Origin of the sequence: Paenibacillus sp. PAMC21692, assembly GCF_014303795.1 — a bacterium.
GTDB lineage: Bacteria > Bacillota > Bacilli > Paenibacillales > Paenibacillaceae > Pristimantibacillus > Pristimantibacillus agaridevorans.
The window spans coordinates 3,741,586-3,765,906 of record NZ_CP060293.1; the positions used below are offsets into that span (position 1 = coordinate 3,741,586).

Genomic DNA, 24,321 nt, shown 5'->3' on the forward strand with positions numbered 1-24,321 from the left:
GATGCTGTAGAAATGGAGGTGCAGGTATGGGACCAAGCAAGTCGAAAGGTCGCCGGCTGCCCTTGCTTCCGCTGAGAGGATTACTTGTTTATCCAAGCATGGTGCTCCACCTTGATGTGGGCAGGGATAAATCCGTCCGCGCGCTGGAGCGGGCAATGGTCGAAGACCACATGATTTTGTTGTGTTCGCAGTCGGAGGTCAATATCGAAGAACCGACGCAGGAGGATATTTACAAGGTTGGCACGATCGCGAAGGTCAGGCAGATGCTTAAGCTGCCTAACGGCACCATTCGCGTACTTGTGGAGGGCGTTGTTCGCGCAGAGGTGCAGAGCTATGTAACGAATGACGAGTTCTATGAGGTTATGGCGAAGGAGCTGCCGGAGGAGGATACGGACGATCCAGAGGTGGACGCATTGATGCGCTCCGTCCTGAGCCAGTTCGAGCATTATATTTCGTTATCGAAAAAGGTTACTCCGGAAACCTATGCGGCAGTATCGGATATCGACGATCCTGGCCGCCTGGCGGACGTCATTACAAGCCATTTGTCGCTCAAGATCAAGGACAAACAGGATATTCTCGAAACGATCGATGTGGCGGCCAGGCTGGAGAGACTGCTGGATTTGCTGAATAACGAACGCGAAGTGCTGGAGCTTGAGCGTCAGATCAATCAGCGCGTCAAGAAGCAGATGGAGAAAACGCAGAAGGAATATTACCTCCGCGAACAGATGAAGGCCATCCAGAAGGAGCTCGGCGAGAAGGAAGGCCGGGCGGGCGAGGCCGAAGAGCTTAGAAGCCAGTTGGAGGAAGCCGGCGTTCCCGAAGCGGTTAAGGAAAAGGTCGTCAAGGAAATCGACCGGCTCGAGAAGATGCCGCCTTCCTCGGCAGAGGGCGGAGTCATCCGCAATTATATCGATTGGTTACTCGCGCTGCCGTGGAACAAGAGAACAAATGATGATCTCAGCATCGAGAAGGCCGAGGATATTTTGAACGACGATCATTACGGCCTGGAGAAACCGAAGGAGCGCGTGCTGGAATATTTGGCGGTACAACAGCTCGTGGGCAAGATGAAAGGACCTATCCTCTGTCTCGTGGGCCCTCCCGGCGTCGGCAAAACATCGCTTGCCCGATCCATTGCGAAGTCGCTCGACCGGAAGTTCGTGCGCATCTCGCTTGGCGGCGTGCGCGACGAAGCCGAGATTCGCGGTCATCGCAGAACGTACGTCGGCGCGATGCCGGGCCGTATCATGCAGGGGATGAAAACGGCCGGCAGCCTTAACCCGGTGTTCCTGCTTGACGAGATCGACAAGATGGCGTCGGACTTCCGGGGGGATCCTTCGTCAGCATTGCTTGAGGTGCTCGATCCCGAGCAGAACAACACGTTCAGCGACCATTACATCGAGGTTCCTTTCGACCTCTCCAACGTGATGTTCGTGACGACGGCTAATGCGCTGCACAATATTCCGCGTCCGCTGCTGGACCGGATGGAAGTGCTGTACATTCCGGGTTACACGGAGCTGGAGAAGGAACAGATCGGCGTACGGTACCTGCTGCCGAAGCAGAAGCGCGACCACGGTCTGGAGGAAACGCAGTTGGAGTTGACGGACGAGGCGCTGCAGCTGTTGATTCGCGAGTATACGCGCGAATCCGGCGTACGAAATCTGGAGCAGCAGATCGCGGCCGTTTGCCGCAAGGCGGCCAAACATTTTGTATCCGAGGTAAAGACGGCTGAGGAAGGCTCGGAAGAGCAGGAAACGAAACCGTTAAAGGTGGACAGCGAGCTCGTGAAGCAATGGCTTGGACCTCCGAAGTTCCGATACGGCTTGGCCGAAAGCGAAGATCAGATTGGCGCCGTTACGGGGCTGGCCTGGACCGAGGTCGGCGGCGATACGCTGGTCATCGAGGTGACCGTCATGCCGGGCAGCGGCAAGTTGACGCTGACGGGCAAGCTGGGCGACGTGATGAAGGAGTCCGCGCAGGCTGCATTTAGCTATACGCGTTCCAAAGCGTTGGAGTTATCCATTGATCCGAGCTTCCACGAGAAAAACGATATCCATATCCATATCCCGGAAGGAGCCATTCCGAAGGATGGTCCATCAGCTGGCATTACGATCGCGACGGCGCTCATCTCCGCGCTGACGAATCGGTATGTCTCGCGCGAAGTGGCGATGACCGGCGAGATTACGCTCCGCGGCCGCGTGCTGCCGATCGGCGGCTTAAAGGAGAAGTCTCTTGCCGCGCATCGGGCGGGTATAAGGAAGGTACTGCTTCCGAAGGATAACGAACGCGATTTGAAGGACATCCCGGACAGCATCAAAGCAGATATGACTTTCGTGCCGGTGGGGCATATGGACGAGGTTCTGCTCCAAGCACTCGTTCCGGCAGGAACAGCAGAGAAAGCGGGTACCCCAATTTCATGAAAATAAAAGATTCTCAATTCATCATCAGCGCGGTTAAGCCGCATCAATATCCCGAGGATGCCTTGCCGGAGATTGCTCTGGCAGGGCGTTCCAATGTGGGTAAATCTTCGTTGATCAACAAGATGATCATGCGCAAAAACCTGGCTCGTACGAGCTCGCAGCCCGGGAAAACGCAGCAGCTTAACTATTATCGGGTCAACGATATGGTTTATTTCGTCGACTTCCCCGGCTATGGTTACGCCAAAGTATCCAAAACCCAGCGAGAGCAGTTCGGCGAGATGATCGAGACGTATCTTAGGGAACGCGAACCGCTCAAGCTTCAATTGCTCGTTATCGATATCCGACACGAGCCTTCCAAGGACGACGTGCTGATGTACCAATGGCTCAAGCATTACGAGATCCCTACTTGTATCGTAGCGACGAAAGCGGACAAGATCCCGCGTTCCAAGTGGGACAAGCATATCAAGATGATCAAGACGGCGCTGGAAGCCGACCCGCGCGACTCCGTCGTCCTGTTCTCCTCGGAGACCGGGCTTGGCCGGGATCAGCTCTGGGACGTCATTACGGATGCGATCGGCTACAATAGCGAACAAGAAAACGATGTTTTACCATAAGGATGAGAATTCAGCGCAATTGTATCGATTTGTAAAGAAATCCTACATTCACACATAAGCTGTTCTTGCTGGGGGCATAAGCGATGCTTCGGGCGAAGGGAAAGCGGCCGCGCTCATGCAGCCGCTTTTTGTTGTTTTGTCCGTTAGGCGATAACTGGACGTTTTGTTCTTGCAGAGATCTAACGGCATTAACGGCTGCTATACGGCGGTCAAGATAATGGGCTCATGCTTCGTTATGATAATGGTATGCTCGTGTTGCGCAACGAAACTATTGTCGGGCACGCTTAAAGTCCATCCGTCCGCTTGCTCGACGACATACCCCGCGCCAGTGGACAAAAAGGGCTCGATCGTAATGACCATTCCTTCTTTTAATACCCGTTTATCGTGCTTGTTGTAAACCGGCAGTATCTCCTGCGGCGCCTCGTGCAGAGCTTTCCCGATGCCGTGGCTGCATAGATTCTCAATGACGTTATAGCCGCCTTTTTTGGCCTCGCTTTCGATAATTCTTCCGACTTCGTTTAATTTCACTCCATGTTTCAGCGACGAGATCACCTTCATCATCGTATCGTGCGTGTATTGGCATAGTCGCGTTAACGCCGGCTTGGATGGAGCGATCACAAAGGAATGTCCTGCGTCCGCATAATAGCCTCCCAATTCAGCCGAAACATCGATGTTGATCAAATCGCCAGGTTGAATGACGCGTTTGCCCGGGATGCCGTGCGCGACTTCGCGATTGATGCTAATGCAAGTGTCGCCGGGAAAATTGTAAGTTAACTTAGGCGCGGAAACGGCTCCGTGTCTTGCCAGAACCAGTCCCCCGATTTCGTCTAATTCCTTTGTCGTCATTCCGGCGCGCGCGCTGCTTTTCATTTCTTGAATCGTCAATGCGACGATTTTGCCGATCTCCTTCAATCCATCCATGTCTTCTTGCGAGCCTACTGTCATAAAAAATACCTCCAAATCCGGAATTGATTGATTTATTACATTCACTGTGAATACCTCTGCCTCTAAGATACCATACTCACGAAATGAAAGTGTAGGCAGGGGATGAATCGGGAATTTTGCTGGTAGTTAGAAGCGAACGTATGTGCTATGATTTAGGTATTAAAAACTACTGTGGGTGGTGACCTAAGCTATGCTCCAGCATAAAGCATTCAAATTTCGGATCTATCCGAAATTAGAACAAATCGTGCTCTTGCGTAAAACATTAGGATGCAGCCGCTTTGTGTTCAACCACTTCTTGGCAAAGTGGAAAGAGTCGGTTCAGGCTGCTGGGAAAGGCCTCTCTTACAACGCCTGTGCCGCACAGCTTCCCGCTTTGAAGCAAGAATTTTCATGGTTGAAGGAAGTGGACAGTATTGCCTTGCAATCGGCGGTTCGAAATCTGGCTGACGGGTTTCAGCGTTTCTCCAAGAAACAGAATGATGCGCCTCGTTTCAAGAGTCGAAAGCATCCGGTGCTGAGCTATACGACCCGGTATACGGGCGGTAACATCAAGGTGAGCGCGAATCAATTGCAGTTGCCCAGACTGGGATGGGTCCCGTTCGCGAAGTCAAGAGAAATCGAAGGCCGGATTTTGTCGGCAACGGTACGATTAGCCCCTAGCGGCAAATGGTTCGTAGCGCTGGTCTGTGAGACGGACATTCATCCGCTTCCGAAAACAAATCGCATCCTTGGTATCGACAGGGGCATCAAACATTTAGCAGTCCCTTCGGAAGGACCTGTGCTTATCAATCCGAGATATACGCTTCGATATGAGCGAATGCTCGCGAAGTGGCAGCGCACGATGGCAAGGAGAGTGCCGGGCGGAAGTAACTGGCACAAGGCGAAAAGAAACGTGGCCCGCATCTACGAGAAGATGCGAAATAGCCGATTAGATGTGATTCACAAGCAGACCACAATGTGGATTCGTGAGAACCAAACGATCTGCATCGAGGATTTACGTATTACGAAAATGATGAAGAACCGACATTTGGCCAAGCATATAGCAGATGCAGCCTGGGGAGAAATGAGTCGCCAGCTTCACTACAAGGCGAAGTGGTATGGCCGTACGATTAAGGAAGCGCCTGCCTTTGCCCCAACCAGTCAAACCTGTCATATCTGTGGGAGCAAACAGGCCGAAGTGAAAGATTTGAGCGTTCGAGAGTGGACCTGTCAGGTCTGCCAAACGGTGCATGACCGCGACCGCAATGCAGCGCAAAACATAAAGAAGATGGCGCTATAACAAAGTAATAAGAACTGCGGGAACCGCAGGGATCGCTTGGTGTACGATTTTTCGCAAGAAACTATCGATACGACTTTGCTCCATGAGGAGCAACAATCCAAGAATCCCGCATCTCTAAGGTGGCGGGAGTGTTCAATATAACACAATATCGAATGTTCCCTTGACTTCGGCATCGCCTGCTGCAAAAGCGGTATTCGACGATCAATCCCATGCACATCGTTCCGGTCTTTACATACATTAATACGTGGCTTTCGGCTGCATGAGCGCTGGGAGTTCCGCCAAAAAAGTTATTGCATTTATAGTGGATAGAGGTTATTTTTTTTTTTTTTTTTTTTTCGTTAAAAAGGGAGACGATCGATTACATGCTGCTGGTATTCGTGGCATGGGCGAGCTGCAAGTGGAAGAACCAATGATGACTCGGATCGAGCTGGTGTAATTCGCGGCTCATGATGTACCATATGCCAAAAACCATGGAGGCAATCCATGGTTATTTCTTTGCGGAATAAGGGAAATACTATGCTACATCGGCCGCTGGACGGTACATATTATGTAATCCGCGCGGATTTCTTCAAACATTGGTCAAAAATGAACCCTGCATGAATGTCGAACTGTGCTATAATAATTCCAATCAACGGATTATCGGACCAATAAGAACGTGGCGAAGACGGACAGGCTTGCGCTCGCGGAGGAAGGGGGGAATACCACGCATGCACATCATCGCGGTTGGATTGAATTACCGTACGGCGCCCGTAGAGGTGAGAGAGAAATTTACGTTCGCGGAGAAAGAGCTGCCGGAAGCGCTAAACGCCTTGATCGGAACGAAAAGCATCATGGAAGGTGTCATCGTGGCGACCTGCAACCGAACGGAGATGTACGCCGTCGTCGACCGTCATCAATTATGCGGGCATTATATTCGCAGCTTTATGGAGAAGTGGTTTGGTTTGCCGCGAGAGCAATTTACCAACCATCTCTACATGTACGAGGACGAAGCCGCCATTCGCCATCTCTTTAAGGTGACAAGCGGCCTGGATTCCATGGTCATCGGGGAGACCCAAATTCTCGGTCAGGTGAAGGACGCGTTCTTGCTCGCCCAAGAGAAAAAGACGACCGGCACCGTATTTAATATGCTGTTTAAGCAGGCGGTAACGATGGCGAAACGCGCCCATTCGGAGACAACGATCGGCGAATCGGCTGTTTCCGTAAGTTATGCGGCCGTAGAGCTTGGCAAGCAGATTTTTGGACAATTCAACCGCAAGACGGTTATGATTATCGGGGCGGGCGACACAGGCGAACTAACAGCCAAACACTTGTATGCGAACGGGGCGGAGCGTATTCTTGTCGTAAATCGTACTTTCGAGCGCGCTGCTCAGCTGGCAGACAAGTTCGGCGGCACTCCGCTGTCGCTGGAGGAAGGCTTGAAGAAGCTGCCGGAGACGGACATTATTATTAGTTCGACGGGCTCGGAGAGTTATGTTCTTAATCGCCTGCAGGTTGCCGAAGCCATGAAAAGCCGGAAGTCCAAGCCGTTGTTTATGATTGATATTGCCGTTCCGCGTGATCTGGATCCAACGATCGCTGCCGTCGAGAACGTCTTTTTATATGATATTGACGATCTGGAAGGCATCGTGGAGAGCAATCTGGACCAGCGCCGCCGCGAAGCGGCGAAAATCGAGGTTATGATCGACGACGAAATGGTTGCCTTCGAGCAATGGTACAAGACGCTAGGCGTCGTGCCGCTTATCCGATCGCTGCAGACGAAGGCGACGGATATCCATGACGAGACGATGAACAGCCTGACGAAAAAGCTGCCTGGCCTCAGCGAACGCGAGCTAAAGGTGATTCGCAAGCTGACCAAAAGCATGATGAACCAAATGATACAGGATCCCATATTGCGCATTAAAGAGATGGCCGGCGAAAAGCGGGCGGAGGAAGCGATGGACATGTTCGTGAAGCTGTTCGCGCTGGAGGAGCTTGCGGAATCGCAGCAGCAGTCCGGGTTATATCCGGGAGCTGCCGAGAAGTCGGCGGGCGCCTCCAAGCCGAGCGCATCGACGGCTCTGGTCAAGAATGCTCAGCAACAGGCGGGGGCACCTGCTTTTGCCCCTACTTGATTGGCTGGAAGGTTTCAACGCGGAGGGGTTATGGGAACAGCAAATTGGTTATACGATACGATACTGTATGTTTACGCCCTGAGCCTTCTGTTTTATTTCTCCGACTTCATGAATGCAAGCCGGAGAGCAAAACGGATAGGCACAGGGCTCCTTGTTTTTGTATGGGTGCTTCAAACGGGCTACCTGATTATGAGGCTGGTCTCCCATCTGGATTTATCGCAAATATCCGCATTCGAATACTGGTTATGTTTTTCATGGCTGATCGTGACCGTATCGCTTGTGATGAGCCGCTTTTATTCCATCGATTACATCGTCTTTTTCGTTAATGTCGTCGGGTTCGCCGTATTGGCCCTTAATCTATATGCCGGAGCGGCCCAAGGCAACGAGAATGCGGTAGGGCAGACGACTCGAGAGCTCTTATACGTACATATCAGCCTTATTGTTTGCGCATATGCGGCGTTGACCTTCGGGGCCCTGCTCGCGGGGATGTACATGTTCCTTCATCATCGGCTTAAGAGCAAACGCTGGTCGAAGTTCGTGAGGCGGTATCCCAGCCTGGATATGATCGAACGTTTCTCGGATCGCGCCGTGATGATCGGAGTTCCGCTGCTTGCAATGTCGCTTTCTATCGCCGTTACTTCGCTGCTTGTTGAGGGGCGAATCGTGTTGCTGCTGGATTGGAAGGTGCTGTCCTCGTTTGCCGCGCTTGTCATGTTTATTGTGTACATCTATCAGCGCGCCAGAAACAGGCGTACCGGGGAGCAGCTTGCCAAGCTATATCTGATCGCGTTTCTTGTGCTCCTGCTGAATTTGGCTTCCAGCGCCTTCTCTTCCTTCCATTGACGTGGGACGGGGATGCTCGGCTCGGCATAGTAACTTGAGAGGGGGGCATCGTCACGGTGGAACTGGCAAGGGAACAAAAGGAGAGACCAACGTATTACGCTGTCGCGCTGGACTTAAAGGGCAAGTTATGCGCCGTTATCGGCGGAGGGATTGTGGCGGAGCGGAAGCTGAAGGGGCTGCTGGAGGGGGGCGCCGACCGTGTTCGGCTGGTAAGTCCTGCTGTGACGCCCGGCATTGCCGCCCTTGCAGACGGGGGAAACATCATTTTAGAGCAACGTGCCTACCAGGAGAGCGATCTGAAGGATGTGTGGATGGCCTTCGCTTGCACGGACGATGCGATGTTGAATGCCGCAATTGCGCTGGCCGCGAATCGGCGCCGAATATGGTGCAACGTGGCGGACGATGCGGCGTCGGGCAGCTTTATTTCGCCATCCATGGTGCGAAGAGGAGATTTACTGCTGGCCGTGACAGCTTCTGGGGCAAGCCCTTCATTGTCAGCTTTGATCAAAACCGAGCTGGAACGGCAGTACGGTCCGCAATATGAAGAAGGCGTTGAGCGGCTGCGACAGCTAAGGGAATATGTATGCAAGACGCAAGGGAACGAACGTATTAGGCGCGAAGTGTTGAGACTTGCAGCCGAAGGCACGTTAATGGATGGCGGGGCTGCAGGAACGCTTGGATTAGATGAGTGGTATGCTATGTTGCTGGAGATAACGATGGGGAGGCAGATGAAATGAGCAGAGAGGAACGCGTGATAACGGTAGGAACGAGACAAAGCGCGCTTGCATTGACGCAGACGGGACAAGTCATTGAACAGCTCGAGGCGATTTGCAAGAAGCATGGATTGCCCTATACGTTCGAAATTCGCAAAATCTTGACCAAAGGCGACCAGATTCTGGATGTCACTTTGTCCAAGGTGGGCGGCAAAGGGTTATTCGTCAAAGAAATCGAACAAGCGCTTATCGATAAAGAGATTGATCTAGCCGTACATAGCATGAAAGACATGCCTTACGAGCTTCCGGAAGGGCTGATTAACGGAGCTACGCCTAAGCGGGTCAATCCGGGCGACTGTCTGATCATGAAGAAAGGGAACGGCTTGCAGGATCTGCCGCTTGGCGCCAAGGTCGGCACAAGCAGCTTGCGACGCTCCTGCCAATTGAAGCATGCCAGGCCGGATCTGCAGCTGGAGTCGATCCGCGGCAACATTGATTCCCGTATTCGCAAGCTGGAGACCGAAGGGTTCGATGCCATCGTCCTCGCCGCAGCAGGCTTGTCAAGAATGGGCTGGGAGGACCGAATCTCCGCCCATCTTCCGATGGATATCTGCACGCCGGCGGTCGGGCAAGGCGCTCTTGGAATCGAATGCCGAGAAGGCGATTCCGACGTCAGGGAGCTGCTGAATCTCTTTAATGATTCCGAAACGGAGCTGACAGTGAAAGCCGAGCGGAGCTTCCTGGGCACGCTGCAAGGGGGCTGCCAAGTGCCGATCGGGGCGCATGCCGTCATCGTCGACCGTGCCGGTGCCGTGCCGTTGCTGGAATTGACCGGCATCGTCGGCTCGCCTGACGGCGTTACGCTATTAAAAGAGATCAAACGCGGAACCGATCCCATCGAGCTGGGCAAGGAAGTGGCGAATGCGCTGCTTGCGGCAGGCGGAGATGTCATTCTGGCGGAAATCGGGGGATAACGATGGACAAGGGGAAAGTATATTTGGTCGGCGCGGGTCCGGGAGATCCCAAGCTGATTACGGTGCGCGGCCTGCAATGTCTGGAGCGTTGCGACGTCGTCGTCTATGACCGTCTGGCAAGCCCGCGGCTGCTCCGGCATGTCAAGCCGACTGCGGAATTTATCTACGTCGGCAAGCTTCCGGACCGACATACGATGAAGCAAGAAGCGATCAATCAGTTGCTCGTCGATCTGGCGCTGGCCGGGAAGACGGTAACGCGGCTCAAAGGCGGAGACCCGACGATTTTCGGGCGCGTGGGAGAGGAAGCGGAGCTGCTTTACGATAACGGCATCGAATTCGAGATCGTACCGGGCATCACCTCGGCCATTGCCGTTCCGGCTTACGCCGGCATCCCGGTCACCCATCGCGATCTGGCTTCCTCGCTGTCTATCGTGACGGGCCATGAGAGCCCGGATAAGCTGGACCGTTCCATTTATTGGGACAAGGTAACGAATGCGACCGGCACGCTGTTGTTCCTCATGGGCGTAGCCAAAATTGGATACATCGCGGAGCAGCTTATGAAGCACGGCAAACCCGCGTCTACTCCGGTAGCGCTGGTCCGCTGGGGAACTCGCGTGGAGCAGCGGACGCTGGTCGGTACGCTTGCCGATATCGAGGAGAAGGTCAAGGCGACGAACTTCCAGCCGCCAGCCGTCATTATCGTCGGCGAGGTCGTGCTTCAACGGGAGAAGCTGCGCTGGTTCGAACGCAAGCCGTTGTTCGGCACGAGAGTGCTTGTGACCAGAGCGCGCGCGCAAGCAAGCGAGCTGTCGGAGTCCATCGAGGAATTGGGCGGCGAGCCCTGCGAATTCCCGGTCATCGATATTCGCGAGCCAGAAGGCGAAGCGGAGATTCTGGCACTGAAGGAGAAGCTGGCGGAAGCGGGGAGCTACGACTGGCTGATCTTCACGAGCGTGAACGGGGTCGATTATTTCTTCCGCTGGCTGCGCCGGTTCGGTCTGGATATACGGGCCTTCTCAAAAGCTCGCATTGCAGCTGTCGGACCCAAGACGGCGGAGGCATTGGCGCATAGAGGGCTGCAGATAGAGGAGCTACCTGTCAAGTTCCACGCGGAGTCGCTGCTGGATCGGGTTGAAGGCTGGATGAAGCCGGGAGAGAAAGCGCTGCTGCCCAGAGGCGATCTCGCGAGGGATGTATTGCCGAGGTTGCTGCGGGAACGAGGCGTGGAGGCGGTTGAGGCGGACGTATACGAGACGTCGATTGCCGATACGCAAGACGAATTCGTGATGGAGTGGCTGCGCGAGGGAGCTATCGGCATCATTACGTTTACCAGTTCCTCGACCGTAACCAACCTGATGACCCTGCTGCGGAAAAACGGGATCGAGGAGCCCGCGCGGGCACTATCGGGCATCCCGATTGCAAGCATTGGCCCAATCACTTCCGAGACGGTGCGAAGCGTCGGTCTTGAGGTGACGGTCGAAGCGGAAGAAGCTACAATTGATGGTTTGCTGGCCGCGGTCGTCGATTGGCGGCATAAGGATAAAGCATCGAAGGAGGACGATTAATATGGCATTCCCGATTACAAGACATCGCAGACTTCGCAGAACGGCGGGCATTCGCGGCATGGTGCGCGAGACGTTATTGACGGCGGAGGATTTTATATATCCCATCTTCGTAACGCACGGTACGAACGTGAAGGAAGAAATTCCGTCCATGCCGGGCGTCTACCATTTCTCCATGGATCGATTGGAGGAGGAGATTCGCGACGTAGTGGCTTCCGGCGTAAGATCCGTGCTGCTGTTCGGCGTTCCCGAGCACAAAGATTCGATCGGCAGCTCCGCCTATGACCGGGATGGAATCGTGCAGCAAGCGATTCGGGCAGTCAAGAGTTGGGCGCCGGAGCTGGTCATCGTAGCCGATACTTGCCTCTGCCAGTTTACGGATCATGGCCATTGCGGCATCGTGCATCAAGATACGGCGTCGGGTACGGCAGTGGTAGACAATGATCAATCGCTGGAGCTGCTCGTGCGCACGGCGGTATCCCAAGCAGAGGCCGGCGCGGACATTATCGCTCCATCCAACATGATGGACGGATTCGTCCATGCGATCCGCGGCGGCCTGGACGATGCGGGCTACAGCGATATCGCGATTATGTCTTATTCCGTCAAATACGCTTCCGCCTTCTACGGGCCGTTCCGCGATGCGGCGCATTCCGCTCCGCAATTCGGCGACCGCAAAACGTACCAGATGGATCCCGCCAACGTTAGGGAGGCGATCAGGGAAGCCGATTCCGACGTTGCGGAAGGCGCGGATATGCTAATGGTAAAGCCGGCGCTTGCTTATCTCGACGTGCTGCGATTGCTCAAAGAGCAATTTGACCTTCCGCTGGTCGCTTACAACGTCAGCGCGGAATATTCGATGGTGAAGGCGGCGGCCGCGAACGGCTGGATCAACGAACGCGGCATCGTGCTGGAAACGCTGACTGGCATGAAGCGCGCCGGCGCGGACATTATTATTACTTACCATGCCAAGGACGCATCCCGCTGGCTGAGAGGAGAAGAGGTCTAATGAGCGAGAATTCGAGAGTTAGGCAAGATGCCAAGTCCGCGGAAGCGTTCGCGAGAGCGAAGAAGGTGATCCCGGGCGGAGTAAACAGTCCCGTACGGGCGTTTAAGTCCGTTGGACTGACTCCCGTTTATATGGAACGAGGCGCAGGCAGCCGTGTATATGATATCGACGGCAACTCTTATATCGACTACGTTGCCTCCTGGGGCCCGCTTATTATGGGCCATGCCCATCCGGAGGTTGTGGAAGCGCTCCGGAAGACTGCGGAGAAGGGGACGAGCTTCGGCGCGCCTACGGAGCTGGAGACGCTCATGGCTGAGCTTGTCTGCGAGCGAGTGCCGTCCGTGGACGTCGTGCGGATGGTCAACTCCGGCACGGAAGCGACGATGAGCGCGCTCAGGCTCGCTCGCGGCTATACGAAGAGGAGCAAGATCATGAAGTTCGAGGGCTCCTACCATGGACATGCCGACAGCCTGCTCATCAAGGCGGGTTCCGGCGTCGCGACGCTCGGCCTGCCGGACAGCCCAGGCGTGCCTGAGCATGTCGCTTCCCACACGATAACGGTGCCGTACAACGACATCGAGTCGGTGAAGCTGGCGTTCGAGAAGTTCGGCGAGGAGATTGCTTGCGTCATCGTGGAACCAATCGCCGGCAACATGGGCGTAGTGCCTCCGCTGCCAGGTTTCCTGGACGGTCTGCGGGCCATTACATCGGAGTACGGCAGCCTGCTGATCTTCGATGAGGTAATGACGGGCTTCCGCGTTGGGTATTCCTGCGCACAAGGGCTCTACGGGATCACCCCTGATCTGACTTGCTTCGGCAAGGTCATCGGCGGCGGATTGCCGGTCGGCGCCTATGGCGGCAGACGCGAAATTATGGAGTTGATCGCGCCAAGCGGGCCCATCTACCAAGCGGGCACCCTGTCGGGCAATCCGCTGGCCATGGCTGCAGGCTACACGACGCTTAAGCTGATGACGCATGACAAGTACGAGCTGCTGGAGCGCCAGGCGGTCAAGCTTCAGCTTGGCATCGAACGCAATGCCGCAAAGCATGGCATCCCGATAACCATCAACCGGGTGGGCTCCATGGTATGTCCGTTCTTTACGGAGAAGACGGTCATCAACTACGATGCCGCGAAGACATCCGATCTGGAACGGTTCAAGACTTATTTTGCGGCTATGCTGGATCTCGGAGTTAGTCTCCCGCCATCCCAGTTCGAAGGCATGTTCGTATCCGCCGTCCATTCCGACGAGGATATTGAAGCGACGATCGCGGCCCATGACGGGGCGCTGGGTCGTCTATAGAGGTTAGAGGAGGTTGGCACGGAGGATGGATATCGCGTATGTACGCAGAGGGGAATGGCTTGAGTTGGATGCCGGAACGCTCGCCTTATCCGCCGGAGCCGGGCCGATCGAAGCCGGCAGTCACTCGCATGAGGTGCGAAAGTGGCTGCTGGCTTGTTCCGTATTCCCGGACAAATGGATCAATCGTCTCTACTCCGTCGGGGGCATCAAAATGACGGAAGGAGGGCGGATCGCCTTGCTGGCATTCCCAAAGGCGGATGAACGGCAATCGCTCCTCTATGTCGCGGCTGCCAAGGAACCGGATCCGATCGTGCCTCCGGTTTTGTACGAAGACGACTTCTGCCTTGTGCTGGACAAGCCGGCGGGGATGTCCGTGCACGGGTCGCATCCGGGGCAAGCCGGGACGCTTGACGTAGCAGCCGCTAAACATATGCTCGCGCAAGGCGACAATCTCCCTGTCCGCCATATTCACCGGCTTGACGACGACACATCCGGTCCCGTGCTGTATTCCAAAAACGATCTCGCTCAGCATCGTCTCGACGAGGCGATGCGAGAGAAGGAGATCGGCCGGATCTATATCGCGGCCGTCCACGGACGTCTGCGCAAGCCTTCCGGCATCATTGATGCGCCTATCGGGAAGGATCGCCATCATAAGTCCAGGCGGATCGTTACGCCTGGCGGGGATGAGGCGGTTACGCGTTATGAGCGGCTGAGCGTATCGGACGCCATCTCTATTGCCAGAGTGGAGCTCGAGACGGGCAGGACGCATCAGATCCGCGTCCATATGAGCCATCTTGGGCATCCGCTGATCGGCGACTCGCTGTATGGGGGAAGGGAGGCGGGAGGTTTCTCTCTCGGACATCAGGCTCTTCATGGAGAGAAGCTGCTGTTCCCCCACCCCCTTACCGGTGCGCGGATTGAGGCGGATTCGCCTTGGCCGGCATGGCTCGCGAGGCTGTTAAACAGGTAACAGGTTTGTCCATGCCAAGATTCCTGTCTTCCAATTCTTGTTGGCTATTGAAAAAAGACAGTCATGCTCCCGCTTGCAAGGCCATATAGATAAGTAGTGTATGTGCCATTAGACCAAGCATTCAGTATGAGAAGGGAGGACTTTGGCGTGTCGAATCAGAGCAACGGTTTACGATTTGACGTGTATGAGCGCGTGCATCTGCCGGATGACGTCGCGGCGATAGACGAGTTGGAGGAGATAGAGCTGGTTCCCCGCATCCAGGTCATTGATCAGGGGGACCAAGCCGTCTTGAAGGGACAATTACTGCTAAGCGGAGTCTATCGGGGACAAAACGCGATCGCGGGACCGCTGACGCTGGAGCATTGGATCCCGGTGGAAATCTCGCTGCCGATGAACCGAGTGTCGCGGCTTGACGACATCTCGATCGAGATCGACAACTTCGACGTGGATTTGATATCCGCGCGTACGCTTAACGTGACGGGCGTATTATCGCTCAGAGGCATCTTGGTTGATCCGATCGAAGAACAGTCCGCGCAGCCTTGGGAGGAAGAACCCTTTACGGCGTCGCATGAACGCGAGGCGGGCTTCCAGCAAGAAGGAGACGATATCGGCATACAAACCGCTCAGACGTATGGTGTCGGGACGTACGGCAACGTCGATGAGACCGCGGACGAAGAAGCGTCACAGATCTGGTTCCAGCAGCAACAGCAGCTTCGCGAGCAGCAAGAGGCGCAGCTCTGGGCCCAGCAACAGCAGCAACAGGATCAGGAACAGCTTCGCGAGCAGCAAGAAGCGCAGTTTTGGGCTCAGCAACAGCAACAGCAGCAGCAACAGCAGCAACAGCAACAGCTGCAGCAACAACAACAGGAACAGCAACAGCAGGAGCAGCTTCGCGAGCAGCAAGAAGCGCAGTTCTGGGCTCAACAGCAGCAGCAAGAGACAGCTCAGCAAAACTTTCAAGACCGGCAGCAGCAGGAGTGGAATCAGAACGACATTACGCAGCCGCCATTTCAGGCTGAGCAGAACGGGCAAGGCTACATAGCGGGCGAGCAGGCGAAAGCATGGACGGAGGATGGGCAGCGGGAGATTACGATCGCGTCCCAGCAAGGGGGAAGCGACAGCTGGCTGCAATGGAGCGCTCTTGCGGGATCCGGTCAGAACAACGTAGATAACCAGCAAACTGCCCAGTCCCAAGTAGAGCTTGCTTCTGTAGCGCAGCCTTGGACAACCGATGCGGCGAACGCCTCATACGTTCAACAAGAAGTCGTCCGTCCCGAAGACGAGAATGTTTTTCCTTCGGCAGATGAGGCGGCAACTGACATGTATGCCGCCGAATCCGAAGAAGATACCGGCATACGGCAGGAGCTTGAAGAGTCTCCGGAGGATGTTGGCGAAACTCAACAAGGGCAGGAGGCGCGCAGACAGCAAGAGGTTCAGATCGCTTTCGCCAGCAAATCTCCGTCGGGCAGCGGAGAAGAGCGACCCGATGTGGGCTTCCGCGCAATTCTGCAATCGAGTCAGCGCGAGCAAGCGGCGCGCGAGGCGGCGGAACAATACAATCAGGAGCAGCAGGCTCAGCAGGAAGGCTCACGGACGGTTGCTGTCGAGGAAGAGATTGAATGGAAAAAGCTATTCCTCAGCAAGGCCGAGGGCAACGAGTTCCGCAAGATCAGGATGTGCATCGTCCAGAGAGAAGAGACGCTGGAGCAGATCGCGACGCGCTACAGCATGAATCCGCGGGAGATTCTGAATCATAACGGCTTGCATGAATCGGCGATCGAGGAAGGGCAACTGCTCTATATCCCTTAGTACGTCCGCCGTCCCAAGCCCAGGCAAAGCCTTCAGGCTCGCTCATGAAGCGGGATTTGGGGGCTTTTGTCACGTGTATGAAAAATCATACACAATCGCCCTGAGATAGCGGTATAGAGACACGCTAGCTCGTTTATTCTACTCGTGTACTAGACACTTTGGTTGACTCCGTCCGTTAACAAATGTATGATAGAGCATATGTATGTATAAGTGCGAGTTCAAAAAGCTGGATTTTTGAACAACCTTTATAAGTGAGACCTTGAAGGGGAGTAGTACGCAGTAGGCCTTCAGAGAGCAGAACCGTTACGCTGGGAGGTTCTGCAGGATTGGACTGCATACGGGTCGCCCCTGAGTCGCCGCGCTCAACGCGGAAGGTGGCAAGACAATTGTCACGGTTCCCGCCCAAGCCTGGCCGGCCGCAGCCGTTATCTGCTCCAAGTGCCGCGCGTGCAAGCGCTGCGGAACAAAGGTGGTACCACGGAAGCTAACCTTTCGTCCTTTACGGGACGAAAGGTTTTTTTGATTTTCAAGAGATACAGGAAAGTATAGTTTTTCTTCCTACTGACCTCTATTTCTCGAAATGAAACGCGCTGCGCCGCCAAAGGAATGGCGACAGCCGATTCACCTGGATTTATGTATTATATCTTGTTGCATGAATTTGCGCAGAAGAATGAATGGAGATGACACGATGTCTGACATGGAGAACAAATCGGCAATGCCCACGACGTACGACCCCAAATCTGCGGAGCAGAAGTGGTATTCGTATTGGGTGGAGGGCAATTATTTTCAAGCGGGAAAGAGGCCGGAGGCAGAGCCGTACACGATTGTCATCCCGCCGCCTAACGTTACGGGCATGCTGCATATCGGGCATGCGCTCGATTTCACGCTGCAGGATATATTGATTCGCACAAAGCGGATGCAGGGCTATGACGCCTTGTGGCTGCCGGGTACGGACCATGCGGGGATCGCCACTCAAACGAAGGTGGAGCAGAAGCTCCGCGAACAGGGCTTGACGCGCCACGATCTGGGCCGCGAAGCGTTTCTGGAGAAGGTTTGGGAGTGGAAGGGACAATACGCGGACACGATTCGCGCGCAATGGGCGAAGATGGGACTGTCGCTGGACTACTCCAGGGAGCGTTTCACGCTGGACGAAGGACTGTCCAAAGCTGTACGCGAGGTGTTCGTCCGACTCTACGAGAAAGGCCTGATCTATCGCGGCAAAAAGATCATTAACTGGGATCCTGCAGCCCGCACGGCCTTATCCGACATCGAGGTCGAATACAAGGAATTGAACGGCCATCTCTACCATCTGAGATATCCGCTAAAGGACGGCTCCGGCTTTATCACGGTCGCGACGACGCGTCCGGAGACGATGCTCGGCGATACGGCGGTAGCGGTTAATCCGGCGGACGAACGTTACAGCCATCTGATCGGCGCCACGATCGTATTGCCGGTGCTTGGCAGAGAAATTCCGATCATCGCCGACGAATATGTCGAGAAGGAATTCGGCTCCGGAGCCGTAAAAATCACGCCTGCGCACGACCCTAACGACTTCGAGGTCGGCGAGCGTCACGGTCTGCCTCAGATTATCGTCATGGATGAATCCGGCGTCATGAACGGGGAGGCGGGCCCTTATCAGGGGCTTGATCGCTTCGAATGCCGCAAGCAGCTCGTGAAGGATCTGCAGGAGCAAGGCGTCTGCATCGAGATCGAAGACCACGTTCACCAGGTTGGCCATAGCGAACGCAGCGGCGCTGTAGTCGAACCTTACTTGTCGACGCAATGGTTTGTGGCGATGAAGCCGCTCGCGGAAGCGGCCATCGCAGCTCAGAAGTCGGGCAAAGGCGTTCAATTCGTGCCGGAACGCTTCGAGAAGACGTACTTGAACTGGATCGAGAACGTACGCGACTGGTGTATTTCCCGTCAGCTTTGGTGGGGGCACCGCATTCCGGCATGGTATGATGACGCGACGGGCGAAATTCACGTTTCCCGCGAAGATATGGAAGGCGATCACCTGCGTCAGGATAACGACGTGCTGGATACTTGGTTCAGCTCGGCGCTGTGGCCGTTCTCAACGCTGGGGTGGCCGGATCAGACCGGCGATCTGCAACGTTTCTACCCGACGAGCGTGCTTGTAACGGGTTACGATATTATTTATTTCTGGGTGGCTCGCATGATCTTTACCGCCCTGGAATTCACGGACGAGATGCCGTTTAAGGACGTGCTTATGCATGGACTCGTGCGCGACAAGGATGGCCAGAAGATGTCCAAGTCGCTTGGCAACGGCGTCGATCCGCTTGAGGTCATCGAGCAATACGGAGCCGATGCGATGCGCTTTATGATCTCTACCGGCAGCACGCCCGGACAGGATCTGCGGTTCCGCTTCGAGAAGGTGGAGCAGGCCCGCAATTTCGCAAACAAGATCTGGAACGCGTCGCGCTTCGCTCTGATGAATCTGGAAGGATTTACGGCCGCCGACATCGACATCAACGTCAAGCTGGGAACAGCCGATCGCTGGATTTTGCATCGACTTAACGAGACGTCGCGCGACGTAACGCGTCTGATCGACAGCTACGAGTTTGGCGAGACCGGCCGCGTGCTGTACAACTTTATCTGGGATGACCTTTGCGACTGGTACATCGAATTCTCCAAGCTGAGCTTGAACGGCGAAGACCAGGCTGCGCGCCGGGCGACGCAATCCGTTCTTGCGTTTGTGCTGGACCGGACGCAGCGGCTCATTCATCCGTTCATGCCGTTTATCAGCGAAGAAATATGGCAGCATCTGCCGCGTGTTGGCGAGACGATTACGCTCGCGGCCTGGCCGGTATACGATGCCGCGCTTGAGGCGCCGGATGCGGTCAAGGAGATGGAGCTGCTCATGGAGATGATTCGTTCCGTCCGCAATATCCGCGCGGAAGTTAACGTGCCGATGAGCAAGAAGGTCGAGCTGTTGATCAAGCCTGCCGGCGAGGCGGAAGAAGGCATTCTTCGCCGCAACGAAGAATTCGTACGGCGGTTCTGCGGAACGTCGCTGCTTGAGATAGGCCGCGCGCTGGCCGCGCCGGACAAAGCGATGACGGCGATCGTAACGGGCGCGGAGCTGTATTTGCCGCTTGCCGGTCTCATCGATATCGCGCAAGAGATCTCGCGCCTCGAGAAGGAACTTAAGACGTTGATCTCCGAGGTAGAACGCGTGGAGAAGAAGCTGGGCAACGATGGTTTCGTCGCGAAGGCGCCGGCGAAGGTGATTGAGGAAGAACGGGCTAAGATGAACGATTATGCGGAGAAACGCGATAAGGTGCTTGCACGAATCTCGGAACTGCGCGGTTAACGGACGCGATCAAGGCAAGGAAGAAGGGATATGCATGACTTCAGAAGGAATCAAGGGGACGGCGGAGCTGTCCTCCTATCAGGAAGCGGTAGACTGGATTACGGGACTTATCCCGTTCGGTATCCGTCCCGGCCTGGAGCGAATTGAGCTGTTAATGGAACGGCTTGGCAATCCGCATCGCAGGCTCAAGTTCATCCATGTCGCGGGCACGAACGGCAAGGGCTCCACCTGCGCCTATCTGACCAGCGCGCTTATTAAAGGCGGATACGATGTCGGGACGTTTACGTCGCCATACATTACGAAGTTCACGAACCGCTTTCAATATAACGGATCCGATATCGAAGAGGAGACGCTGCTCTCGCTCGCGAACGAACTTCGGCCGCATGTATCGGCCATCGCGGAGACGGAGCTGGGCTCGCCGACGATGTTCGAAGTGTCAACCGCGTTGGCTATTCTGTTCTTTGCGAAAGTAACTTTCCCGGACTATGTCGTATGGGAGACTGGTCTCGGCGGCAGGCTTGACGTCACGAACATCGTGTATCCGGTTCTATCGATCATTACGAACATCGGCCATGACCATATGGACCGGCTTGGCGGTACGTTGACGGCCGTAGCCCGGGAGAAGGCCGGCATTATTAAGCCGGGTGTGCCCGTAGTCAGCGCAGCGACACAGCCGGAGGTCGTCGAGGTGCTCAGACGCACGGCAGCGGAGCGCAAGTCTACTTTTTATTGTATTGGCGATCAATTCGGCGAAGTGCCGTTAGAAGTCCGCGAGGACGAGCAGTCCTTCCGGTTCGAAGGATTGTTCCGAACAATCGAGCCGCTTGCGATTACGCTCAACGGCGCGCATCAACGTACCAACGCCGCAACAGCCGTCATGGGTTTGGAAGTGCTGCGTCAATACAGCGCTCTCGTGCTGGATGACGATATGCTGCGCGAAGGGCTGCGGGAAGCGGCGTGGCCGGGCAGACTGGAGATGGTAGCCCGGGAGCCGCGTATCCTGCTGGATGGCGCGCATAATCCGGAAGGGGCGGAGATGCTCGCAGGAGCGTTGAACTCCACGTACAAATTCAATAAGCTGCATCTTATGATGGGGATGCTGGAGAATAAGAATCATCGGGATACAATTAAGCATATACTACCAATAGTGGATACGCTTATATTGACGGAACCGGATTACCGTATGCGAATGGACGCGGCGGAACTGGCCGCAATTGTCCAGGAGCTGTGCGAAGACATGCCCGAGCTCCCTCCGTTTCAGATCATCGTCGAGAAGAATTGGCAGCAAGCATTAAACAAATTACAGCAGATAACCGGGAACGAGGATCTCGGGGTCGTGACGGGGACGCTTTATTTGATAGCGGACGTACGCTCCCGCGTGATTGGCGGATCGGCTGCTGAAAAAGGGTGGTGAACCGTCTTTGAACAGTGCAGAACACGTTCATTTCATCGGAATCGGCGGTTACGGGATGAGCGCGATCGCCAGGGTCATGCTCGAGATGGGGTATAAAGTATCCGGCTCCGACGTTGCTCGCCAAGAGTTAACGGAGAAGCTGGCCGCCAAGGGGGCGGACATCTTTATCGGCCATCAGCCTGAGCATGTAAACGGTGCTGATCTCGTCGTCTATTCTACCGCGCTGACAAGCGATAATGTAGAGCGCAAGGCCGCCGAGGCGTTAAACATTCCCGTTCTACACCGCTCTCAGATGTTAGCCAGGCTGATGAATGCCGGCAAAGGCGTTGCCGTAGCGGGAGCGCATGGCAAAACGACGACATCCTCGATGATCGCGCTCGTTATGGAAACCTGCGGGATCGACCCCACTTACATCATCGGAGGCGAGATTGTCAACGTTGGCACGAATGCCAAAGCAGGCAAAGGGGAATACGTCGTAGCGGAAGCGGACGAAAGCGACGGCTCCTTCCTGCATTATCATCCCGCCATCGCGATCGTGACGAATATTGAGCCCGACCATCTGGAAAATTACGATGGCGACTTCGAGAAGCTCAAGTCGGCATACGTCCAATTTTTAAGTCAGGTAAGCGAAGGCGGCAAAGCGATAGTCTGCTCAGACGATCCCATCGTCCGAGAGCTGCTGCCAAGAGCTTGCGGGGGAGAGTTCGAATTGCCGGGGTCAGCCGTCATTACTTACGGCATAGAGGGGGATTCGGCCTATAAAGCGGAGAATATCGAGCTCGGAGATCGCAAGGTTTCCTTTGATATGAGCCTGCAGGGCGAGAGCCTTGGCAATGTCGAGCTGTCCGTGCCCGGCATTCACAACGTGTACAATGCCATGGCTACCATCATAACGTGCCTGGAAGCGGGGCTGTCGTTCGAAGCGGTTAAGGAAGCCATCAAGTCGTTCCGCGGTGCGAAGCGCAGATTCCAGGTGCTTGGCGAAGTAAACGACATTCTCGTGATCGACGATTATGCGCATCACCCTACGGAGATCCAGGCGACGATCAGCGCGGCGAAAGCGACGGGCAAGCGGATTATTGCCGTGTTCCAGCCGCAGCGCTATTCGCGAACGTTTTTCTTGTTCGAACAATTTAGCAAAGCGTTCCCCGAGGCGGATCAGGTTATCATTACGGATATCTATTCGCCGGCAGGAGAGAAGCAGATCGAAGGCGTCAGCTCCGGCAAGCTCGTAGAGCTAATTCGGAGCAATAGCAATGCAAGCGCCGAATATATCCCGACTAAGGAAGAAGTGCTGGAGACGCTCAAGGCCCGCATAGCGCCGGGAGACCTGGTCATTACGATGGGTGCCGGGGATATCTGGAAAGTAGCCGACGCGCTTGCGCGGGCATTAAACGAAAAGTAGAACTTAGTCCAATAAAGAACCGTTCCCGGAGAGCGTTTAACTGCGCCGGGACGGTTCTTTTTGCCGTCTGTCGGAAGTCTCTCGTCATAACTCTCTTAAAGCGTTCATAGACTACTAATAGACCAGGTAGAGGGAGAGATCGACATGAAACCGAACAACCGAATTACGTACCGCTTTGACGTTCAGGGAGCGCAGACCGCGAAGGACAAGCCGGAGCGCGAAAAAGTTGTCGGGGGTGAGCCCATATCTGCGGAGTTAGACAAACATTCCGGACAAGCGCTGCATGGGAAAAATAATGTTGTACCCTTATATCAACGGGATGCTGCGAATGGTATAGGCGAGGTTCAGCCATGGAATAACGCCTATCAAGAGGATATTGGCGCGCTGGAGCAGCTTATCCGCGAGGCAGACGCAGAAGCAGAAGGTGCTCAACCGCCGGTTGAACCTTCAACCCCGAATGCAGAGGACCTCAGCCATTGGCCTGCCCTGGTACAGCAACCGTTGTTTTCGGAAGCAAAAAGTTCCGAGAAGCATTGGCCGGTCATTAATCCAGATGCCGAATGGATTTCGCGGGGAGGCGATAGAGGCTACCAACGATCGGTCGAGCCTTTTGGCAATCGCCAATCCCCGGTGATCATTGCCGGCGATACGCGTCGTACGGGCGGCAAAGGCCCATCTTGGCTACATGTCTTCTTGTCCGTAAGCGGGGCGCTGGCAACCGGCGCCATATTCGGGTATTTGATACTGACTTTGTTTACGGGAGGTCCTGCTCAGCCCGAGCGGGATACACAAGGCGACACCGGAATTCCAGTCGTGCAGCCGGGGACGAAGGAGACCATCGGTCTTGACGACCTGACCGGAGTACCCGTGGGAAGCAGTGAGGGCGAGGGCGGTAAGGATGGCAAAAATGGCGAGGGCGTCGATCCTGGAGCTGCAAATGCGGCAACCGTTAACGTTGCCGGTATCCAAAGGACGTATACCTTGCTGCAATACGGCGTATTCAGCAATACGGAAGGTAGGGACGCTGCGCTGGGGCAGCTGAAGGACGTCGGATTGGCCGGTTCCTCGATGAAGACTCCAGAGGGCTACCGCGTCTATGCAGGCATTGCGCTTGACGGCACGAAGGCCGCCGTCGTTATAGGAGGTTTGCCGGACATCCTGTTGTACAAAAAGGAATTGGCACTGCAAGGTCCGGAAAAGCTGACATTCGCCGGAGGAGCGGAAAAAGCGGAAGCCTTTTTTGCCGCTACCAACGACTTGATCGGGACTTGGTCCGACCTTGTCGTTGCGCAGTTAGAGCAGCCTTCTCTGTCTAAACTGGGCAAGGCGGCGTCAGAAGGCTGGCAGGCGCAGCTGGCGCAATGGACCGCGAATGCCGCGGAGATGGAGTCAGAGCTGCCGGAGGATGTCCGCTCTTCTTATTTCGTTAAGCTGAAGACGGCAATGGAAACGGCTGCCGGATCGATGAAAGCATACGACGAAAATCCTTCCAAAGCTCAGTTATGGTCCGTGCAAACGGCACTAATGGAAGCGGTCCTGGTGCAAAAAGAATGGTTTGAGTCTCCAAGCGCATTGTAAACGGAAAGTATAGTGCGTATAATGGTTATAGGTGTCATTTCGTGGCGAG

General features: G+C 55.2%; 17 protein-coding genes. 16 read left to right on the forward strand and 1 reads right to left on the reverse strand.

Translation table 11 applies throughout. The annotated features are described in order from the left end of the window. Positions 1–26 precede the first annotated feature (26 nt). Both lon and yihA read left to right on the forward strand, forming a co-directional pair. The gene (gene lon, locus H7F31_RS14750; RefSeq protein ID WP_187104805.1) at positions 27–2,417 is read left to right on the forward strand and encodes an endopeptidase La; all 2,391 of its coding nucleotides are present in this window, start codon (positions 27–29) and stop codon (positions 2,415–2,417) included. Then, complete coding sequence (gene yihA, locus H7F31_RS14755; protein ID WP_187104808.1) at positions 2,414–3,031, forward strand: ribosome biogenesis GTP-binding protein YihA/YsxC; 618 nt, start codon at positions 2,414–2,416, stop codon at positions 3,029–3,031. Before lon ends, yihA begins: the two co-directional genes overlap by 4 nt. A 198-nt stretch (positions 3,032–3,229) precedes the next feature. Here the strand turns inward: yihA and map are convergent, their stop codons facing one another. Further along, entirely contained in the window at positions 3,230–3,976 is a 747-nt protein-coding gene (gene map / locus H7F31_RS14760; protein WP_187104809.1) for a type I methionyl aminopeptidase, read from the reverse strand. A gap of 190 nt (positions 3,977–4,166) precedes the next feature. Between map and tnpB the strand changes: the two genes are divergently transcribed. The 14 genes from tnpB (at position 4,167) to H7F31_RS14830 (ending at position 24,272) form a co-directional block, all read left to right on the forward strand. Continuing rightward, on the forward strand, positions 4,167–5,255 hold the full coding sequence (tnpB, locus tag H7F31_RS14765; protein ID WP_187104811.1) for an IS200/IS605 family element RNA-guided endonuclease TnpB: 1,089 nt from the start codon (positions 4,167–4,169) through the stop codon (positions 5,253–5,255). A gap of 707 nt (positions 5,256–5,962) precedes the next feature. Further along, positions 5,963–7,366 (forward strand): glutamyl-tRNA reductase, encoded by a 1,404-nt coding sequence (gene hemA, locus H7F31_RS14770; protein WP_187104813.1) that lies wholly within the window; start codon positions 5,963–5,965, stop codon positions 7,364–7,366. A gap of 30 nt (positions 7,367–7,396) precedes the next feature. Continuing rightward, entirely contained in the window at positions 7,397–8,209 is an 813-nt protein-coding gene (gene ccsA / locus H7F31_RS14775; RefSeq protein WP_187104816.1) for a cytochrome c biogenesis protein CcsA, read from the forward strand. A 56-nt stretch (positions 8,210–8,265) separates the two neighbouring features. Continuing rightward, positions 8,266–8,946 (forward strand): precorrin-2 dehydrogenase/sirohydrochlorin ferrochelatase family protein, encoded by a 681-nt coding sequence (locus H7F31_RS14780; RefSeq protein WP_187104817.1) that lies wholly within the window; start codon positions 8,266–8,268, stop codon positions 8,944–8,946. Then, on the forward strand, positions 8,943–9,896 hold the full coding sequence (hemC, locus tag H7F31_RS14785) for a hydroxymethylbilane synthase (protein WP_187104818.1): 954 nt from the start codon (positions 8,943–8,945) through the stop codon (positions 9,894–9,896). The genes H7F31_RS14780 and hemC overlap by 4 nt, the downstream gene beginning before the upstream one ends. A 2-nt stretch (positions 9,897–9,898) precedes the next feature. Further along, positions 9,899–11,461, forward strand: coding sequence for a uroporphyrinogen-III C-methyltransferase (gene cobA, locus H7F31_RS14790; RefSeq protein ID WP_187104819.1), 1,563 nt, complete (start codon positions 9,899–9,901; stop codon positions 11,459–11,461). Position 11,462: 1 nt separating this feature from the next. Then, positions 11,463–12,464, forward strand: a complete 1,002-nt coding sequence (gene hemB / locus H7F31_RS14795; protein WP_187104820.1) for a porphobilinogen synthase — start codon at positions 11,463–11,465, stop codon at positions 12,462–12,464. After that, positions 12,464–13,765 (forward strand): glutamate-1-semialdehyde 2,1-aminomutase, encoded by a 1,302-nt coding sequence (gene hemL / locus H7F31_RS14800; protein ID WP_187104821.1) that lies wholly within the window; start codon positions 12,464–12,466, stop codon positions 13,763–13,765. Before hemB ends, hemL begins: the two co-directional genes overlap by 1 nt. Before the next feature lie 25 nt (positions 13,766–13,790). Continuing rightward, entirely contained in the window at positions 13,791–14,735 is a 945-nt protein-coding gene (locus H7F31_RS14805; protein ID WP_187104822.1) for an RluA family pseudouridine synthase, read from the forward strand. 147 nt (positions 14,736–14,882) lie between these two features. Then, positions 14,883–16,544: a LysM peptidoglycan-binding domain-containing protein gene (locus H7F31_RS14810; RefSeq protein WP_187104823.1), complete on the forward strand. Its 1,662-nt coding sequence runs from the start codon at positions 14,883–14,885 to the stop codon at positions 16,542–16,544. A 697-nt stretch (positions 16,545–17,241) separates the two neighbouring features. Next, positions 17,242–19,875 (forward strand): valine--tRNA ligase, encoded by a 2,634-nt coding sequence (locus tag H7F31_RS14815; protein ID WP_397374696.1) that lies wholly within the window; start codon positions 17,242–17,244, stop codon positions 19,873–19,875. 34 nt (positions 19,876–19,909) lie between these two features. Beyond that, complete coding sequence (locus H7F31_RS14820) at positions 19,910–21,289, forward strand: bifunctional folylpolyglutamate synthase/dihydrofolate synthase (RefSeq protein ID WP_187104825.1); 1,380 nt, start codon at positions 19,910–19,912, stop codon at positions 21,287–21,289. Between the two features lie 7 nt (positions 21,290–21,296). Further along, positions 21,297–22,694, forward strand: a complete 1,398-nt coding sequence (murC, locus tag H7F31_RS14825; RefSeq protein WP_187104826.1) for a UDP-N-acetylmuramate--L-alanine ligase — start codon at positions 21,297–21,299, stop codon at positions 22,692–22,694. Between the two features lie 144 nt (positions 22,695–22,838). Beyond that, on the forward strand, positions 22,839–24,272 hold the full coding sequence (locus H7F31_RS14830; protein WP_187104827.1) for a hypothetical protein: 1,434 nt from the start codon (positions 22,839–22,841) through the stop codon (positions 24,270–24,272). Positions 24,273–24,321 lie beyond the last annotated feature (49 nt).

Excerpts from the sequence above, each read along its gene's own strand:
- H7F31_RS14830 (WP_187104827.1), top strand. The coding sequence starts at position 22,839 with ATGAAACCGAACAACCGAATTACGTACCGCTTTGACGTTCAGGGAGCG.
- map (WP_187104809.1), bottom strand. The coding sequence starts at position 3,976 with ATGACAGTAGGCTCGCAAGAAGACATGGATGGATTGAAGGAGATCGGC.
- ccsA (WP_187104816.1), top strand. The coding sequence starts at position 7,397 with ATGGGAACAGCAAATTGGTTATACGATACGATACTGTATGTTTACGCC.
- hemL (WP_187104821.1), top strand. The coding sequence starts at position 12,464 with ATGAGCGAGAATTCGAGAGTTAGGCAAGATGCCAAGTCCGCGGAAGCG.
- yihA (WP_187104808.1), top strand. The coding sequence starts at position 2,414 with ATGAAAATAAAAGATTCTCAATTCATCATCAGCGCGGTTAAGCCGCAT.
- H7F31_RS14820 (WP_187104825.1), top strand. The coding sequence starts at position 19,910 with ATGACTTCAGAAGGAATCAAGGGGACGGCGGAGCTGTCCTCCTATCAG.
- H7F31_RS14815 (WP_397374696.1), top strand. The coding sequence starts at position 17,242 with ATGGAGAACAAATCGGCAATGCCCACGACGTACGACCCCAAATCTGCG.
- hemB (WP_187104820.1), top strand. The coding sequence starts at position 11,463 with ATGGCATTCCCGATTACAAGACATCGCAGACTTCGCAGAACGGCGGGC.
- hemC (WP_187104818.1), top strand. The coding sequence starts at position 8,943 with ATGAGCAGAGAGGAACGCGTGATAACGGTAGGAACGAGACAAAGCGCG.
- H7F31_RS14805 (WP_187104822.1), top strand. The coding sequence starts at position 13,791 with ATGGATATCGCGTATGTACGCAGAGGGGAATGGCTTGAGTTGGATGCC.
- cobA (WP_187104819.1), top strand. The coding sequence starts at position 9,899 with ATGGACAAGGGGAAAGTATATTTGGTCGGCGCGGGTCCGGGAGATCCC.
- hemA (WP_187104813.1), top strand. The coding sequence starts at position 5,963 with ATGCACATCATCGCGGTTGGATTGAATTACCGTACGGCGCCCGTAGAG.
- tnpB (WP_187104811.1), top strand. The coding sequence starts at position 4,167 with ATGCTCCAGCATAAAGCATTCAAATTTCGGATCTATCCGAAATTAGAA.
- lon (WP_187104805.1), top strand. The coding sequence starts at position 27 with ATGGGACCAAGCAAGTCGAAAGGTCGCCGGCTGCCCTTGCTTCCGCTG.